This is a genomic window from Micrococcus sp. 140720015-1, from assembly GCF_053627595.1.
In genome coordinates, this window is the sequence record NZ_JBSEYC010000001.1 from 249,690 (window position 1) to 263,943 (window position 14,254).

At 74.5% G+C, this 14,254-nt stretch carries 11 protein-coding genes; 5 read left to right on the forward strand and 6 right to left on the reverse strand.

The genetic code is table 11. From position 1 onward, the window contains the following. Positions 1 to 76: 76 nt before the first annotated feature. The gene (locus tag ACUXPL_RS01155) at positions 77 to 1,228 is read right to left on the reverse strand and encodes an ABC transporter permease (RefSeq protein ID WP_454181362.1); all 1,152 of its coding nucleotides are present in this window, start codon (positions 1,226 to 1,228) and stop codon (positions 77 to 79) included. 186 nt (positions 1,229 to 1,414) lie between these two features. On the opposite strand from ACUXPL_RS01155, the gene ACUXPL_RS01160 reads away from it, so the two are divergent. After that, a complete protein-coding gene (locus ACUXPL_RS01160; protein WP_454181364.1) occupies positions 1,415 to 2,791 on the forward strand; it encodes a sensor histidine kinase in 1,377 nt (458 codons plus the stop codon). Beyond that, positions 2,788 to 3,417 (forward strand): response regulator, encoded by a 630-nt coding sequence (locus ACUXPL_RS01165; protein ID WP_012751067.1) that lies wholly within the window; start codon positions 2,788 to 2,790, stop codon positions 3,415 to 3,417. The genes ACUXPL_RS01160 and ACUXPL_RS01165 overlap by 4 nt, the downstream gene beginning before the upstream one ends. 42 nt (positions 3,418 to 3,459) lie before the next feature. On the opposite strand, the gene ACUXPL_RS01170 is transcribed toward ACUXPL_RS01165, so the two are convergent. Then, positions 3,460 to 3,729: a hypothetical protein gene (locus tag ACUXPL_RS01170; RefSeq protein WP_454181366.1), complete on the reverse strand. Its 270-nt coding sequence runs from the start codon at positions 3,727 to 3,729 to the stop codon at positions 3,460 to 3,462. A gap of 62 nt (positions 3,730 to 3,791) precedes the next feature. Here ACUXPL_RS01170 and purD point away from each other — a divergent pair, with 62 nt between their 5' ends. The 3 genes from purD (at position 3,792) to ACUXPL_RS01185 (ending at position 7,213) form a co-directional block, all read left to right on the forward strand. Next, positions 3,792 to 5,081, forward strand: coding sequence for a phosphoribosylamine--glycine ligase (purD, locus tag ACUXPL_RS01175; protein WP_454181368.1), 1,290 nt, complete (start codon positions 3,792 to 3,794; stop codon positions 5,079 to 5,081). Then, on the forward strand, positions 5,078 to 6,025 hold the full coding sequence (locus ACUXPL_RS01180; protein ID WP_454181370.1) for a phosphoribosylaminoimidazolesuccinocarboxamide synthase: 948 nt from the start codon (positions 5,078 to 5,080) through the stop codon (positions 6,023 to 6,025). Before purD ends, ACUXPL_RS01180 begins: the two co-directional genes overlap by 4 nt. A 183-nt stretch (positions 6,026 to 6,208) precedes the next feature. Then, positions 6,209 to 7,213 (forward strand): hypothetical protein, encoded by a 1,005-nt coding sequence (locus ACUXPL_RS01185; protein ID WP_454181372.1) that lies wholly within the window; start codon positions 6,209 to 6,211, stop codon positions 7,211 to 7,213. Between the two features lie 74 nt (positions 7,214 to 7,287). Here the strand turns inward: ACUXPL_RS01185 and ACUXPL_RS01190 are convergent, their stop codons facing one another. Genes ACUXPL_RS01190 through ACUXPL_RS01205 form a run of 4 tightly spaced genes read right to left on the reverse strand, consistent with a single transcriptional unit; the run spans position 7,288 to position 14,187 of the window. Beyond that, entirely contained in the window at positions 7,288 to 9,153 is a 1,866-nt protein-coding gene (locus ACUXPL_RS01190; RefSeq protein WP_454181374.1) for an ABC transporter ATP-binding protein, read from the reverse strand. Continuing rightward, entirely contained in the window at positions 9,150 to 10,988 is a 1,839-nt protein-coding gene (locus ACUXPL_RS01195; protein WP_454181376.1) for an ABC transporter ATP-binding protein, read from the reverse strand. The genes ACUXPL_RS01190 and ACUXPL_RS01195 overlap by 4 nt, the downstream gene beginning before the upstream one ends. A gap of 41 nt (positions 10,989 to 11,029) precedes the next feature. After that, positions 11,030 to 11,998 carry a metallophosphoesterase gene (locus tag ACUXPL_RS01200; protein WP_454181378.1) on the reverse strand — a complete coding sequence of 323 codons (969 nt, stop codon included), beginning with the start codon at positions 11,996 to 11,998 and terminating at the stop codon, positions 11,030 to 11,032. A 5-nt stretch (positions 11,999 to 12,003) separates the two neighbouring features. Beyond that, positions 12,004 to 14,187, reverse strand: coding sequence for a transglycosylase domain-containing protein (locus ACUXPL_RS01205; protein WP_180536067.1), 2,184 nt, complete (start codon positions 14,185 to 14,187; stop codon positions 12,004 to 12,006). Positions 14,188 to 14,254 lie beyond the last annotated feature (67 nt).

Consider the following 14,254-nt stretch of genomic DNA (forward strand, 5'->3'; position numbering starts at 1 on the left):
AGGTCCTTTCTCCAAGCGGGGGCGAGGCGGAGCCGAGGGGGACGACGGCGCCGGGCGGCGCCGTCGTCGGAGGCGGTCAGTTGCCGCCGAGGGCGACCAGCGGGTCGATCCGGGTGACGCGGTAGACCGCGACGACGGCGGCCAGCATGCCGAGCACGAGGACCCCGGCGGCGGGCACCGCGGTGGTGGCCCACGAGAGCTCGAACGGGACAGCCCGCCCCGCGAACGCTCCGATCACGGCGGCCAGCCCGGTGCCCACGGCCACGCCGCCGACGAGCACGAACGCGGCCTGCGCGAGCGAGTCCTTCAGCACCCAGCCGTTCGAGCCGCCGAGGGCCTTGAGCACCGCGATGTCGCGGGTGCGCTGCACCGTCCAGATGGACAGGAACGCGATCACCACGAGCGCCGAGATGCCGTACAGGAAGCCCTGCATGGTCATCAAGGAGCCGTTCTCGGACCGGTAGCTGGGCAGGGCGGCGTAGGAGCCCTTCACGGTCTCGGCGACGGTGCCCGCGGCGTCGTCGCCGGCGGCGGCCACGGCGTCGACGTCGGCGCCGGCGTCGAAGCGCACGAGGCCGGCGGTGCCGAGCACCGCGTCGTCGGCGGTGTGCGAGATGTTGTTCCAGTCCTCGAGCGCCAGCCACGTCACGGGGGAGTGAGAGTAGTACTCGGTCGGCACGACGTCGGCCACGGTGTAGACGAAGCCGGAGACCGCGACGGCGTCACCCGCCTGGGCGTGGAGGGAGTCGGCCACGTCCTGGCTGAGCACGATCTGCCCCGGCTCGACGCCGGCCGGTGCGTCGGAGCCGCCCGGGGTGAGGCCGATGAACGCGGTGGTGGCCACGCCGGTGGTGGGCTCGCCGGACACGTCCGCGCGGCCCTGCGGGTCCGTGTCCACGGGGTGCTCGAGGCCGATGGCCCGGCCCTGACTCACCCCGAGCGGCTCGACGGAGGCCACGCCGTCCGTGGCCGCCCACGCGTCGCGCTGGGCCACGGTGAACTCGGACTGGGTGAACGACGCGGTGGGCTCCTGGCCCGCCGCGCCGCCGAAGACCAGACGCTGCACGCCCTGCTCGCCCAGGCGGTCGATCGCGGCGGTGTTCTGCCCGCCCAGGCCGGCCGTGAGGCCGGAGAGCATGACGAGCAGCAGGCTGATGAGGGCCACCACGGAGCCCATGAGGGCGAACCGCCCGGTGGCGAAGCGGAGGTCGCGGAGTGCGAGGAACACGGGGCGCGTCCTTTCCTGACGAGGTCTGTCCTGAGGTTGCCTCCACGGTCTCGCGCGGGGAGGGGCCGCCACATCGCCCGCGGCGGCTGGACCCGGTCAACCGAATGGTTGATTCCGGCGGCGCAGCGGCGCGGCCCCGGGGCCACGGGCCGTCGTCGCGTCCGGGGCGCGCCCTAGGGTGGAGCCATGTCCGCCCCGCCCCGCGCTGCCGTGCCCCCCGCGCCCACCGAGACCGGCACCACCGCCGTGCTCGCCGGCCTGCGCGTGGCCCTGCACGTCACGTTCGCCGCGCTGCTCACCGTGGGGCTGGCGCGCGCGCTCGCGGACCGGTCCCCGGACGCGTCCGGTCCGTTCCCGGCCACCACCCTGGTGCTGCTGACCGCCGCGCTGGCGGGCGTCTACCTGGCCGGGACCGTGCTGGAGCGGCGCCGGTGGGCCCGGGGCGACGACGTCGGCCGCGGTCCGGCGGTCGCCTGGCTGGCCCTGGTGCTGCTGCTGTGGGGCCTGCTCGTGGCCCACCACGGCGACTTCGCGTGGGTCGCCTTCCCCCTCTTCTTCGTCGTCCTGCACGTGGTCGACCGGGTGGCCCGGCGGGCCTGGGTGCGCCACGTGGTCGGGCCCGCGCTGGTCGTGGCGATGGCCGTCGTCGTGGTGGCCGGGATGGCGGCGGGCGCCGGCGGCGTGCGGGTGCCGGCCGTGATCGGCCCTCTGGTGGGCGCCGCCGTGGCCGTCGTGCTCTCCGGGGCGTACCGCGCCCTGCACGCTGAGTCCGAGCGCCAGCGTGCCGTGGCCGAGCAGCTGCGCGCCGCGCAGGCCGAGCTCGCGCGCACCGAGCACCGGGCGGGGGTGAGCGCCGAGCGGGAGCGGCTCGCCCGCGAGATCCACGACACCCTCACCCAGGGGCTGGCCTCGATCGTGCTGGTCTCGCGCGCGGCCCAGGACGCGCTCGACGCCGCCGACCCCGCCTTGGCCCGGCAGCGCATGGAGACCGTGCGCGCCACGGCCGCCGAGAACCTCGCCGAGTCCCGCCGCTTCGTCCGCGACCTGCGCGGCACCGGGGCGCCGTCCCTCGTGGAGGCGCTCGAGCGCGCGGTCGCCGGGTTCGCCGACCGGCAGGCCGCCGCCGGGACGCCCGTGGCCGCGGACGTCGAGGTCGTGGGGGAGCCGGTCGCGGTCGCCGAGGCCGTGGAGACCGCCGTGCTGCGGGCCGTGCAGGCGTCCCTGGCGAACGTCGGCGCCCACGCGGGCGCCCGTCGCGCCCGCGTCACGCTGGGCTACCTCGGCGACGAGCTCACGGTGGACGTGGCCGACGACGGCGCGGGGTTCGACCCGGCCGTCGTCGCGGCCCGCACCCGGGCCGGAGCCTCCGGCGCCGACCCGGGGGCGGGGACCGGCGTGGGACTGGCGAGCGTGCGCGAGCGTCTCGCTGCGGTGGGCGGCGAGGCCACCGTCGAGTCGGCCCCCGGCGAGGGCACCGTGGTGGCGCTGCGGGTGCCGCTGGCCGCCGCCGGGGCCGGCCGGGGCGCGGATCCCGAGCAGACCGAGAGTGAGGAGACCGCATGAGCGTGCGCGTGATGCTGGTGGACGACCACCCCGTGGTGCGGGCGGGGGTGCGGGCCGTCGTCGAGGCGCACCCGGACCTGACCGTGGTGGCCGAGGCCGCCGACGGGGCGGAGGCGATCGGCGTCCTGGAGGCGGGCGAGCCCGCGGTGGACGTCGTGCTGATGGACCTGCAGATGGGCGCGGGCATGGACGGCGTGACCGCCACCCGCGCGGTGCGGGAGCGCTGGCCGGGGGTGCAGGTGCTGATCCTGACGACCTTCGACACGGAGGCGGACATCCTCGCGGCCGTCAACGCGGGCGCCGCCGGCTACCTGCTCAAGGACGCCCCGAGCGAGGAGATCGCCTCGGCGGTGCGGCAGGCGGCGGCGGGGCGCAAGGCACTGGCCCCGCAGGTCGCGGCCACGCTCATGGGGCGCATGTCCGGCGGCTCCGAGGTGCTGTCCGAGCGGGAGATCGAGCTGCTCGAACTGATCGCGCGGGGCGCCACGAACAAGGTGGCCGCGAAGGAGCTGTTCATCTCCGAGGCCACCGTGAAGACGCACCTGGTGCACATCTTCCAGAAGCTCGGCGTGGACAACCGCACCCGCGCCGTCGACGAGGCCCGGCGACGGCGCATCATCCGCTGACGGGCAGGCCGGGCCGGCCGGCCCTCGAGGACCCGGCCCTGCTCAGCGGCGCCGCACGTACCGGGTGATCACCGCCGCGGCGACGGCGGCCAGCGCCAGCACGCCGAGCGCGGCGGGCAGGCTGAGGTCGCCGCGCTGGACGCCGAGCCCCCGCAGCGTCCAGAAGACGATCAGGGTGCACGTGAACATCACGCCGACGAACGTCCAGACCGAGCGCAGCCCGGGGCCCAGCCCCGCACCGAGCCGGTGGCGGGGGTCACGGGGATCACCGTCGTCGCCGGGCTGACCGTGGTGGAGGGGAGGCATCGTCATGCGCTCCACCGTAGGGGCCACGGGCCGGGCCGGGCCAGGACCACCGCGTAGGCTTGAGGCTCGTGAAGACCCTTGTGCTCGGCAACGGCGGCCGCGAACACGCGCTGCTCACCGCCCTCTCCCGTGATCCGCAGGTCAGCGCCCTCCACGCGGCGCCCGGCAACGCCGGCATGGCCGACCTCGCCACCCTCCACGCCGTCGAGGCCACCGACCCGGCCGCCGTCGTGGCGCTCGCGCGCGAGCTGGGGGCCGACCTCGTCGTCGTCGGTCCCGAGGCCCCGCTGGCCGCCGGCGTCTCCGACGCCCTGCGCGAGGCCGGGTTCGCCGTGTTCGGCCCCACGCAGGCCGCCGCGCAGCTCGAGGCCTCCAAGGCCTTCGCCAAGGAGGTCATGGCCGCCGCAGGCGTGCCCACCGCCGGCTCCCGCGTGTGCACCACCGTCGCGGAGGCCGCCGCCGCCCTCGACGAGTTCGGCGCCCCCCACGTCGTCAAGGACGACGGCCTGGCCGCGGGCAAGGGCGTCGTGGTCACCTCCCACCGCGCCGAGGCCCTCGCCCACGCCGAGGCCTGCTTCGCCGCCGGCGGCACCGTGGTGATCGAGGACTTCCTGGACGGGCCCGAGGTCTCCCTCTTCGTGATCTGCGACGGCGAGGACGCCGTCGCCCTCACCCCCGCGCAGGACTTCAAGCGCATCCACGACGGCGACGCCGGCCCCAACACCGGCGGCATGGGCGCGTACACGCCGCTGCCGTGGCTGCCCGAGGGCTTCACGGACGAGGTGATGGACCGCGTGGCCCGCCCCGTGCTCGCCGAGATGGCCCGCCGCGGCACCCCGTTCACGGGCGTGCTGTTCTGCGGCCTGGCCGTCACCGCCAAGGGCGTGGAGGTCATCGAGTTCAACGCGCGCTTCGGCGACCCCGAGACCCAGGCCGTGCTCGCCCGCCTCGAGACGCCCCTGGGCGGGCTGCTCGCCGACGCCGCGGCCGGCCGGCTCGGCGCGGACCGTCGACTCGAGTGGAGCGACGACGTCGCCGTGGACGTGGTCATGGCCTCGGCCGGCTACCCGGCCTCCTCCTCGCGGGGCGACGTGATCACCGGGCTGGCCGACGCGGCCGCCCTCGAGGGCGTGCACGTGATCCACGCCGGCACCGCGGCGCAGGGCGAGGACGTGGTGACGGCGGGCGGCCGGGTGCTGGCCGTCGTCGGGCGCGGGGCGGACCTGGCCCAGGCGCGCGAGCGCGCCTACGCGGGTGTCGAGCGGATCCGGTTCGACGGCGCCCAGTGGCGCACGGACATCGGACTCAAGGCCGAGCGCGGCGAGATCACCGTGCCCGGGACGGAGGGAGCGAAGTGAGCGGGGAGCGCGTGGGGTTCACGGGGGTCGAGGCCCTCGAGCTGCCGGGCTGGCGGCACGTCTACTCGGGCAAGGTGCGGGACCTGTACGAGCCCGCCGACGCCGAGCCGGGACGGTCCGCGACGCTGCTCGTGGTGGCCTCCGACCGGATCAGCGCCTACGACCACGTGCTGGAGCCGCCGATCCCGGACAAGGGCGTCATCCTCACCCGGCTGACCCTGTGGTGGTTCGAGAAGCTGGCCGAGGGCTACAACGGGGCCGACGCCGAGCCGGTCGAGCACCACGTGGTGAGCACGGACGTGCCCGAGGCCGTGGCCGGGCGGGCGATGATCGTCAAGCGCCTGGACATGTTCCCCGTGGAGTGCATCGCCCGCGGCTACCTGACCGGCTCCGGCCTGGCCGAGTACCGCGCGTCGGGCACGGTGACGGGCCTGCCGCTGCCCGCCGGGCTCGTGGACGGCTCGCGGGTCGACCCGCCGATCTTCACGCCGTCCGCGAAGGCCGAGGTCGGCGAGCACGACGAGAACATCACGTTCGAGCAGATGGTCGAGCGCGTGGGCACCGAGGCCGCCGAGCGCCTGCGGTTCCTCACCCTGGACCTGTACGCCCGCGCCGAGGCGATCGCCCGCGAGGCCGGCATCATCCTGGCGGACACGAAGGTCGAGTTCGGCGTGGACCCGGCCACCGGCCAGGTGGTGCTGGGCGACGAGGTCCTCACCCCGGACTCCTCCCGGTTCTGGGATGCCGAGGACTACGAGCCCGGCCGCACCCAGGCGAGCTTCGACAAGCAGTTCGTCCGCGACTGGCTCACGGGCCCCGACTCCGGCTGGGACAAGACGAGCGGTCAGGCCCCGCCGGCGCTGCCCGCCGACGTCGTGGCCAAGACCCGCGACCGCTACGTGGAGGCGTACGAGCGCCTGACGGGCCGCCCCTTCGACGGCTGACCCGCGCTTTCGAACGTGAGATAGGCCCTCTCTCACGTTCGAAAGTCCCCATTCGCCCGATTTCACGTTCGAAAGTTCGGGGTGGGGCGGGGCGGGGCGGGGCGGCTCCTGCACAGGGGCCCGGCCCCGCACAGGAAGGGGCCGAACGCCCGCCCACGACGACGGAGTCCGCATCCTGGCCGCATGCCACGCCGCCCCGCACCCCCCCCGCCGGCCCTCGCCGGCCGCGTCTTCACCCGGCGCGAAGCCCTGGACCTCCTCTCCTCCGACCGGCTGCGCAGCCTGGACCTGCGCCAGGTGACCCACGGCGCACACCGCGCGGTCGTCGACGTACCCGGGTCGTGGGCCGCACTCGGCCATCCCCGCCCCGTGGCGGCCCAGCCGCCGGAGGAGGCCGCTGTCGTGGTGACTCTGACCCGTGGGGTCGCCTCGCATCTGACGGCGGCGCGGCTGCACGGGCTCGTCCTGCCGTGGTGGGCCGAGGGGGACGTGCGGGTGCACGTGAGCCGGCCGCACCGCACGGGTCGGACGGGGCGCGCGGGCGTCGCCTGCCACGGACGCACGGTGCCGGTCGAGGACCGCGTGGAGGTGCACGGGATCCCGGTCACCTCGCTCGAGCGGACGTGGGTGGACCTCTGTTCCCTGTTGCGGCCGGATCAGGTGGCGGACGCCGTCGTCGCGGGGGACGCGTTGGTGAACCGTCCGTGGGCGGACGGGACCCGACTCCCGCCACGCACGACGCCGGCGCGGCTCTCCGCGGCGCTGGAGCGGGCGGGCCGGTTCAAGGGCGTGCGGGTGGCCCGGGCCGCGCTGGCGCTGATCCGGGTGGGGGCGGACTCGCCTCCGGAGACGCGGCTGCGGCTGGCCCTCCTCGACGCCGGCCTCCCCGAGCCTCGCCTGCAGGCGCAGCTGGTCTCACCGGCGGGGGAGCGGACCGACGCGGACATGGTGGTCGAACGGTCCCGTGTGGCTCTCCACTACGACGGCGGCCACCACCGCACGCCGGAGCAGCAGCGACGCGACGCACGGCGGGACCGTCTCTGGCAGGAGGCCGGCCACCTGTCCATCACCGTGATGGGCGCCGACCTCGCCGAGGACTTCCGGACCGTGGTGGCCGCCGTCGTCCGCCACGACCGTGCCGTGCGGGCGGCCTCCGCCACCCCGCCTCCGCGCAACTTTCGAACGTGAAATCGGGCGAATGGGCGCTTTCGAACGTGGGATAGGCCCTCTCCCACGTTCGAAAGTGCCCGGCCCGGGGCCCATCAGGCGAGCGAGTCCTCCCAGGCCCGGTGCAGCGCCGCGAACCGGCCGTCGGCCGCCACCAGCTCGGCGGGGCTGCCGTCCTCGACGATCCGGCCGTCGTGCATCACGAGCACCCGGTCGGCGGTCTCGACGGTGCTGAGCCGGTGGGCGATGATCAGCGCCGTCCGGTTCCCCAGCAGCCGCTCCAGCCCGGCCTGCACGAGCCGCTCGCTCGGCAGGTCCAGCGACGACGTCGCCTCGTCCAGGATCAGCACGGCGGGGTCCGCGAGGAACGCCCGCGCGAACGACACGAGCTGACGCTGTCCCGCGCTCAGCCGCCCGCCGCGCTTGGCGACGTCGGTCGCGTAGCCCTCGGGCAGCCCCAGGATGAACTCGTGCGCCCCCAGAGCCCGGGCGGCCGCCTGGATCTCGGCCTCGGTGGCGTCGGGCCGGCCGAGGGCGATGTTCTCCGCGATCGACCCGGAGAACAGGAACGCCTCCTGGGTCACCATCACCACGTTGCGCCGCAGATCCGCCTGGCTGAGCTCGCGCAGCTCCACCCCGTCCAGCGTCAGCGAGCCGGCGGACACGTCGTAGAACCGGGCGATGAGCTTGGCCAACGTCGACTTGCCCGCACCCGTCTGGCCCACCACGGCCACGGTCTGCCCGGCCGGGATCACGAGGTCGAACTCCGGCAGCACCACCCGGTCCGGCCCGTAGCTGAACACCGCGTCCCGGAACTCCACCCGCCCGGATGCCACGCCCGCCCCCGGCGCGTCGGCCCCGGGCAGCGGCGTGGGCTCGGCGGCCTCCACCACGGTGGGCTCCTCCTCGAGCAGGCCGGAGACCTTCTCGAGCGCCGCCGTCGCAGACTGCAGCGACGAGTAGAACATCGCCACCATCTCCATGGGCTGGAACACGCGCCGCCCGGCCAGCAGGAGCGCCACGAGCACCCCCACCTCGAGGTCGCCGTCGAGCACGCGCAGGCCCCCGGTCACGAGCAGCGCCGCCACCGTCAGGTTGCCCGTCGCCACGAGCACCGGCTGCAGGATGCCGAACAGGTTGAGCGTGGCCACCATGTCGTCCCGGTAGGCCGTGGCCAAGTCGCGGTACCGCGCGTCGTTGTCCCGTTCCCGTCGGAAGGCCTGGACCGCGCGGATGCCGGTCATGGTCTCCACGAAGTGCACGATCGACCGTGCCGAGGACACCCGTGACCGCCGGTACGCCTCCTCGGACCGCACCTGGTACCAGCGCGTCACGATCGCCACCGGCACGGCCGCGCCCAGCAGCACGAGGAACGACGGCGGGTCCAGCAGCAGGATGGACGCCGCGGTGAACGACATGAACATCAGCCCGGACACGAGCGAGGACACGCCCTGGTCCAGCAGCTCCCGCAGCGCCTCCAGGTCCGAGGTCTGCCGCGAGATCACTCGCCCGGACGTGTACCGCTCGTGGAAACCGAGGCTCAGTCGCTGCGTGTGCCGGAACACGCGCAGCCGCAGGCTCAGCAGCATGGCCTGGCTGGCCCGCGCGGTGAGCCACGTGTACGCCCCCAGCAGGCCGCCGGAGACGAGGGCCGCCGCCACGTACGCCCCGCCCACGGGGACGAGGATGGGCCAGACGGACTCGCCGGCCCGCACGGCCTCGACGACGCGCGGCAGCTCCGCGTCGATCGCCCAGGCGATGATCAGCGGCCCGGCCGCCCGCGCCGCGTTGGACACGAGGACGAAGACCACGGTGAGCAGCAGCGTCCCCCGGACCGGCCGCGCGAGCTCGCCGAGCAGCCGGAAGGACCGGCGCCGGATGTGGCGGCGCTCCGCGCGGGTGTAGTCGAGGTCCTCTTCGGCCCCCACGCCGCGCACGCGGCTCACGTCGGCGGCGCTCATGCCTGCTCCTCCGGTCGGCTCGAGATGATGTGCCGGTACACGGCGCTGCGGGCCAGCAGTTCGGGGTGCGTCCCGACGTCCTCGATCCGCCCGCCCGCCAGCACCGCGACCCGGTCCGCGAGGGCCACGGTGGAGGGACGGTGCGCCACGATCAGGGTGGTCGTCCCGTCGAGGACCTCGCGCAGGCGCGCGGTCACGGCCTCCTCGGTGCGCACGTCGAGGGCGGAGAGGGGGTCGTCCAGCACGAGCACGTCCGGGCGCGCCGCGATCGCGCGGGCGAGGGCGATCCGCTGGCGCTGTCCGCCGGAGAGGCTGAGGCCCTCCTCGCCGATCTCGGTCTCGACGCCGTCCGCCAGGTCCGCCACGAAGCCCGCCTGCGCGGTCTTGAGCGCGAGGTCGAGCAGGGCGTCCGCCGCGGGGGAGTGGAGGCCGTCCGCGAGCACGTCCGCCGGGGCGCCGAGCAGCACGTTTTGCCGGATGGTCGCGGAGAACAGCGTGGCGTCCTCGAACGCCACGGACACCCGCCGGCGCAGCTCCTCGAGCGGCATCCGGCGCACGTCCACCCCGTCCACGCAGACGGAGCCCGCCGTGACGTCGAGCAGCCGGGGGACCAGCTGCAGCAGCGTCGACTTGCCGGCGCCGGTCGCGCCGACCAGGGCCATCGTCTCGCCGGGCACCAGTTCGAGGTCGACGCCGTCGAGCAGGTCGCGCTCCCCGCGCCCCGGGTCCGCGTCCGGCCAGCGGAAGCGCACCCCGCGGAACGCGAGCGCGCCGGTGGCCGGGGGCACGACGGCGGCCTCCCCGGTGGGCGAGGCGATGTCCACGGGCGTGGCGAGGACGTCCACGTGGCGGTCGATCGCCGTGCGGGCCGAGAGGGTCATGCCCATCAGCTGGCCCACCGACTCGACCGGCCCGGCCAGCACGGCCGCGGTGGCGAAGTAGGCGGCGAGCGCGCCCACCGTCAGCTCCCCGGTCGCCACGAGCCACAGGCCCAGGGCGAGGCCCAGGCCCAGCACCGTCTCCGGCAGGGCCACGATGAGCGCGATGAACCGGGCCAACACGGACGCCTTGTGCACCTCGGTGCCCTGCAGCGTGCGGGCGCGCCCGCGGAAGCCGTCGAGGGCGTGCGCGCCGCGGCCGAACGCCTTGAGGACGCGGATGCCGTGCACCGACTCCTCGACGGACGTGGCGAGGTCCCCGGCCTGGTCCTGGGAGAGCCGGGACGCGGCGCGGAAGTCGTTGCGGAACCCGAACGACGCCCACATGATCGGCACGGCCGCGGCGAGGTAGAGCAGGGCCAACTGCCAGGACAGCAGGAACAGCAGGACGAGGCCGACGGCGATGGTCACCACGTCCACCACGAGCATGACCGAGCCGAACGCGATCCACCGCCGCAGCAGCGAGAGGTCGCCCTGGGCCCGGGAGAGCAGCTGCCCCGAGGGCCACGCGTCGTGGAACGCCACCGGCAGGCGCTGGAGCCGTTCGAACAGGGCGATGCGCGCCCGGTTCTCCACCCCGGCGGCCGGCGGGAGGATGAAGTACCGGCGCAGGCCGATGAACGCGGCCTCGGCGAGGCCGAGCACGGTGAGCAGGCCGGCGGCCCGCCACACGTCCGCGCGGGAGTCGGGGGAGGAGGGCCGGGCGAGCACGGTCTCCGTGAACACGGTGTCCACGAGCAGGTGGATGACCTGCGGGATGGCCAGGGCCACGAGGCCCGCCGCCATGGCCGAGGCGAGCCCGAGCACCCAGCGCGCCCGCACGCCCTCGAGGTACGGTGCGATCCCGCCCAGGGCGTCACGCAGGGACGAGGCGGCGGGAGAGGTGGTGCGGGTCACGGTGCTCCACTGTACCCGCGGCCCCGGACGGGACAGGCGGCTCAGCCCCGCGGGACCAGGTCCAGCACCACGGCTTCGGGCCGGCACGCGAACCGCACGGGCGCGGACGGCGCGGTCCCCAGGCCGGCCGACACCTCGAGGGGGACGGTCCGCCCCGCGGCCGTCCACGTCGAGACCCCGGAGGCCTGTCGGCGGGGCAGGTCGCAGTTGGTGACGAGCGCGCCGAGGAACGGCACGCACACCTGCCCGCCGTGGGTGTGGCCGGCGAGCAGCAGGTCGGCGCCGTCGGCGGTCATGGCGTCCAGCACGCGGCGGTACGGGGCGTGGGTGACGCCCAGCCGGAACCGCCCGTCGCCGCCGGGCCGCCCGGCGCCGTCGTCGGGTGCGGGGCCGGGGAAGCCGGCCCAGGCGTCCAGATCGAGGTGCGGGTCGTCGGTGCCGGCGGCGAGGACCTCGAGCGTGGTCCCGGCGCGGGTCGGCACGGCGAGGGCGGCGCCCCGGTTCGTCAGGTCGGCCCAGCCGGCGGCGCGGAACGCGCCGAACAGGACGTCGGAGGGAAGCCGGGGCCGGTCCGCGTCCATGCGCGAGGGGCCCGCGAAGTACTGGAGGGGGTTGGCCGCCTTGGGCGCGTAGTAGTCGTTGGAGCCGGGCACGAACACGCCGGGCCGCGCCAGCAGCGGCCCGAGCGCGTCGAGCACGAGCGGCACCGACGCCGCGGCGGACACGTTGTCACCCGTGTTGACCACGAGGTCCGGCTCGAGTGCATCCAATCCGCGCAGCCACGCCCGCTTGGCCCGGTGCCGGGGCAGCAGGTGGATGTCCGAGAGGTGCAGCACCCGCAGCGGCGCCGACCCGGCCGGCAGCACGGCCAGTCGGTGCGTGCGCACCGTCCGGGCCTCGGCCTCGGCGAGGCCCCAGGCCAGGCCGAGGCCCGCCGTCGCGGCCAGCCCGGCGGCGGCAGGCGCTGCGGCGCGGAGGATGCGCCGGGCGGGGGAGGCGGCGGGGCGCATCGCGGTCAGAAGCCCGGGACCGCCTGGGGCTGCGGCCCGCCCCGGTCCAGGTCGTCGATGGTGAACTGGCGTCCGTCCGGGTGCTCGCCGGCCTCGCCCGGGTCCTCCGACTGCGGGCCGTCCCACTCGGGCAGTTCACCCGGCGGGAACTTCTCCTTGGCCAACTGGTTGTACTCGAGCCAGGACGGGCCGTTGATGGAGGTCGAGTAGAACGGGTTGCGGACCTCGCCGTTGACGGTCTCGCCCGTCATGGACTTCAGGTTGTTGTAGCGGCCGGTCCACACGGCGGTGGCCAGCTTGCTGGTGAATCCGACGAACCACGTGGAGGACACGTTGTCGTTCGTGCCCGTCTTGCCGCCGAACTCGTAGCCGGCGCCCTCTTCGGCGATGTTGAAGCCGCCGATGTGGCGCAGGACCGGCATCAGCTCCCGGACGTGGTCCGGGTCGATGACCTGATCGCACTGCGGGTCGGCGACGTCGTACTGGTTGCCGGCGGTGTCCGTGACCTCCAGGATGGCGCGCGGCTCGCAGTACAGGCCGTTCGCGGCGATGGCGGCGTACGCGCCGGCCAGGGACAGCGGCGCCACCGAGTCCTTGCCGAGCAGGAAGGACGGGTCGTCCGGCTGCAGCGGGGAGCTGTCCAGGGCACGGGTGATGCCCAGCTGGGTGGTGAGGCTCGTGATGTCACACAGGTCCAGCTGGTACGCGGTGGCGACGGTCGGGGTGTTCACGGACCAGAAGAGGCCCTCGTCCACGCGCACCTGCCGCAGCATGTCGGGGATCACGTTCTTGAACTGCCAGGTGCCGCCGATCGTGGTGTAGCCGCCCGGGCGGCACGAGGCCGCGAAGCGCGTGCCCGTGGGGTAGACGTTCCGGGAGGCGTCCACGGAGTCGATCAGGCGGTTGCCGTTGCGCAGCCACGTCAGGGCCACGAAGGGCTTGAGCGTGGAGCCGGCCTGGAAGCCCTGGCCGCCGCCCCACTGCTTGTCCACGTTGAAGTTCAGCGAGGTGTGGCCGAGCTCGTCCTGGATGGCGTACTCGGTGTTCTGGGCCATGGTGCGGATGTTGCCGGTGCCGGCCTCCACCGAGGTGAGCGCGTGGCCGGCGCCCAGCGACTCGTTGTTGGGCACGGAGGCGCGCAGGTTCTTCTCGGTCTCCTTCTGGAGCGTCGAGTCGATCGTCGTGCGGATGGTGAGTCCGCCGCGGTCCAGCAGGGCCTGGCGGGACTGGACGTCCGGGCCGAACGTGGGGTCGGCGAGGATCTGCCGCTCCACGTAGTCGCAGAAGTAGGCGCCGAACTTGGCGTAGAGGCAGCCCGAGGGGCGGGACTCCATCACCACCTCCATCGGCTGGGCGACGGCGTGGTCGTACTCCTCCTGGGAGAGGTAGCCGTTGTCCTTCATCGCGTTCAGCACGAGGTTGCGCCGCTCCGTGGCCTCCTCCGGATTGCGGGCCGGGTTGAACCGGGTGGGGGACTGGACCATGCCGGCCAGCGTGGCGGCCTCCCAGCTCTCCAGGTCGGCGGCGGACTTGCCGAACACGTATTGCGAGGCAGCCTCGACCCCGTAGGCGCGGCCGGAGAACAGCACGATGTTGAGGTAGCCCTCGAGGATCTCGTCCTTCGACATCTGCTTCTCGACGGCGACGGCGAGCTTGATCTCCTTGACCTTGTCCGCGATGTTCTTGGAGCCGGAGAGGGTGAGGCGGGAGTCGCCGCGGATCTGCTGCACGTTCACCAGCATGTTGTTCACGAACTGCTGGGTGAGGGTGGAGGCGCCCTGCGTGGAGTCGGAGGTGGCGTTGTTCACGGTCGCGCGGATGAGGCCGCGCGCGTCCACGCCGTCGTGATCGTAGAAGCGCTCGTCCTCGATGGCCACGATCGCGTGCTGCATGTGCTCCGAGATCTCGTCCAGCGGGACCGGGGTGCGGTTCTCCTCGTAGAAGACGGCGATCTCCTCGCCGTCCTCCGAGAGGATGCGCGACGGGACCGAGACCGGCTCCGTGGGCAGCTCGTCCGGCAGCTCGTCCAGCATCTCCCGGCCCGACGCGGCGGCGACACCGGCCAGGCCCGCGACGGGCAGCAGGAGGGCTGCCACGAGCAGGCCGGCCACCGCCGAGAGGCCCACGAAGGCGAGGAGGCGGCCGAGGGCGCTCGAGGGCGCGGGGAAGCGGGTCGTGCGGGAGGCCATGGGCGCGAGTGTAGCGCGGGCGCCTGGGACCTCTTCCGGGGTCCGCGCCGGTGGCTAGGGTGGGTCC

Coding starts and splice junctions, on each gene's coding strand:
- ACUXPL_RS01200 (WP_454181378.1), bottom strand. CDS start 11,998: ATGCGCCCCGCCGCCTCCCCCGCCCGGCGCATCCTCCGCGCCGCAGCG.
- ACUXPL_RS01205 (WP_180536067.1), bottom strand. CDS start 14,187: ATGGCCTCCCGCACGACCCGCTTCCCCGCGCCCTCGAGCGCCCTCGGC.
- ACUXPL_RS01190 (WP_454181374.1), bottom strand. CDS start 9,153: ATGAGCGCCGCCGACGTGAGCCGCGTGCGCGGCGTGGGGGCCGAAGAG.
- ACUXPL_RS01170 (WP_454181366.1), bottom strand. CDS start 3,729: ATGACGATGCCTCCCCTCCACCACGGTCAGCCCGGCGACGACGGTGAT.
- ACUXPL_RS01160 (WP_454181364.1), top strand. CDS start 1,415: ATGTCCGCCCCGCCCCGCGCTGCCGTGCCCCCCGCGCCCACCGAGACC.
- ACUXPL_RS01165 (WP_012751067.1), top strand. CDS start 2,788: ATGAGCGTGCGCGTGATGCTGGTGGACGACCACCCCGTGGTGCGGGCG.
- ACUXPL_RS01185 (WP_454181372.1), top strand. CDS start 6,209: ATGCCACGCCGCCCCGCACCCCCCCCGCCGGCCCTCGCCGGCCGCGTC.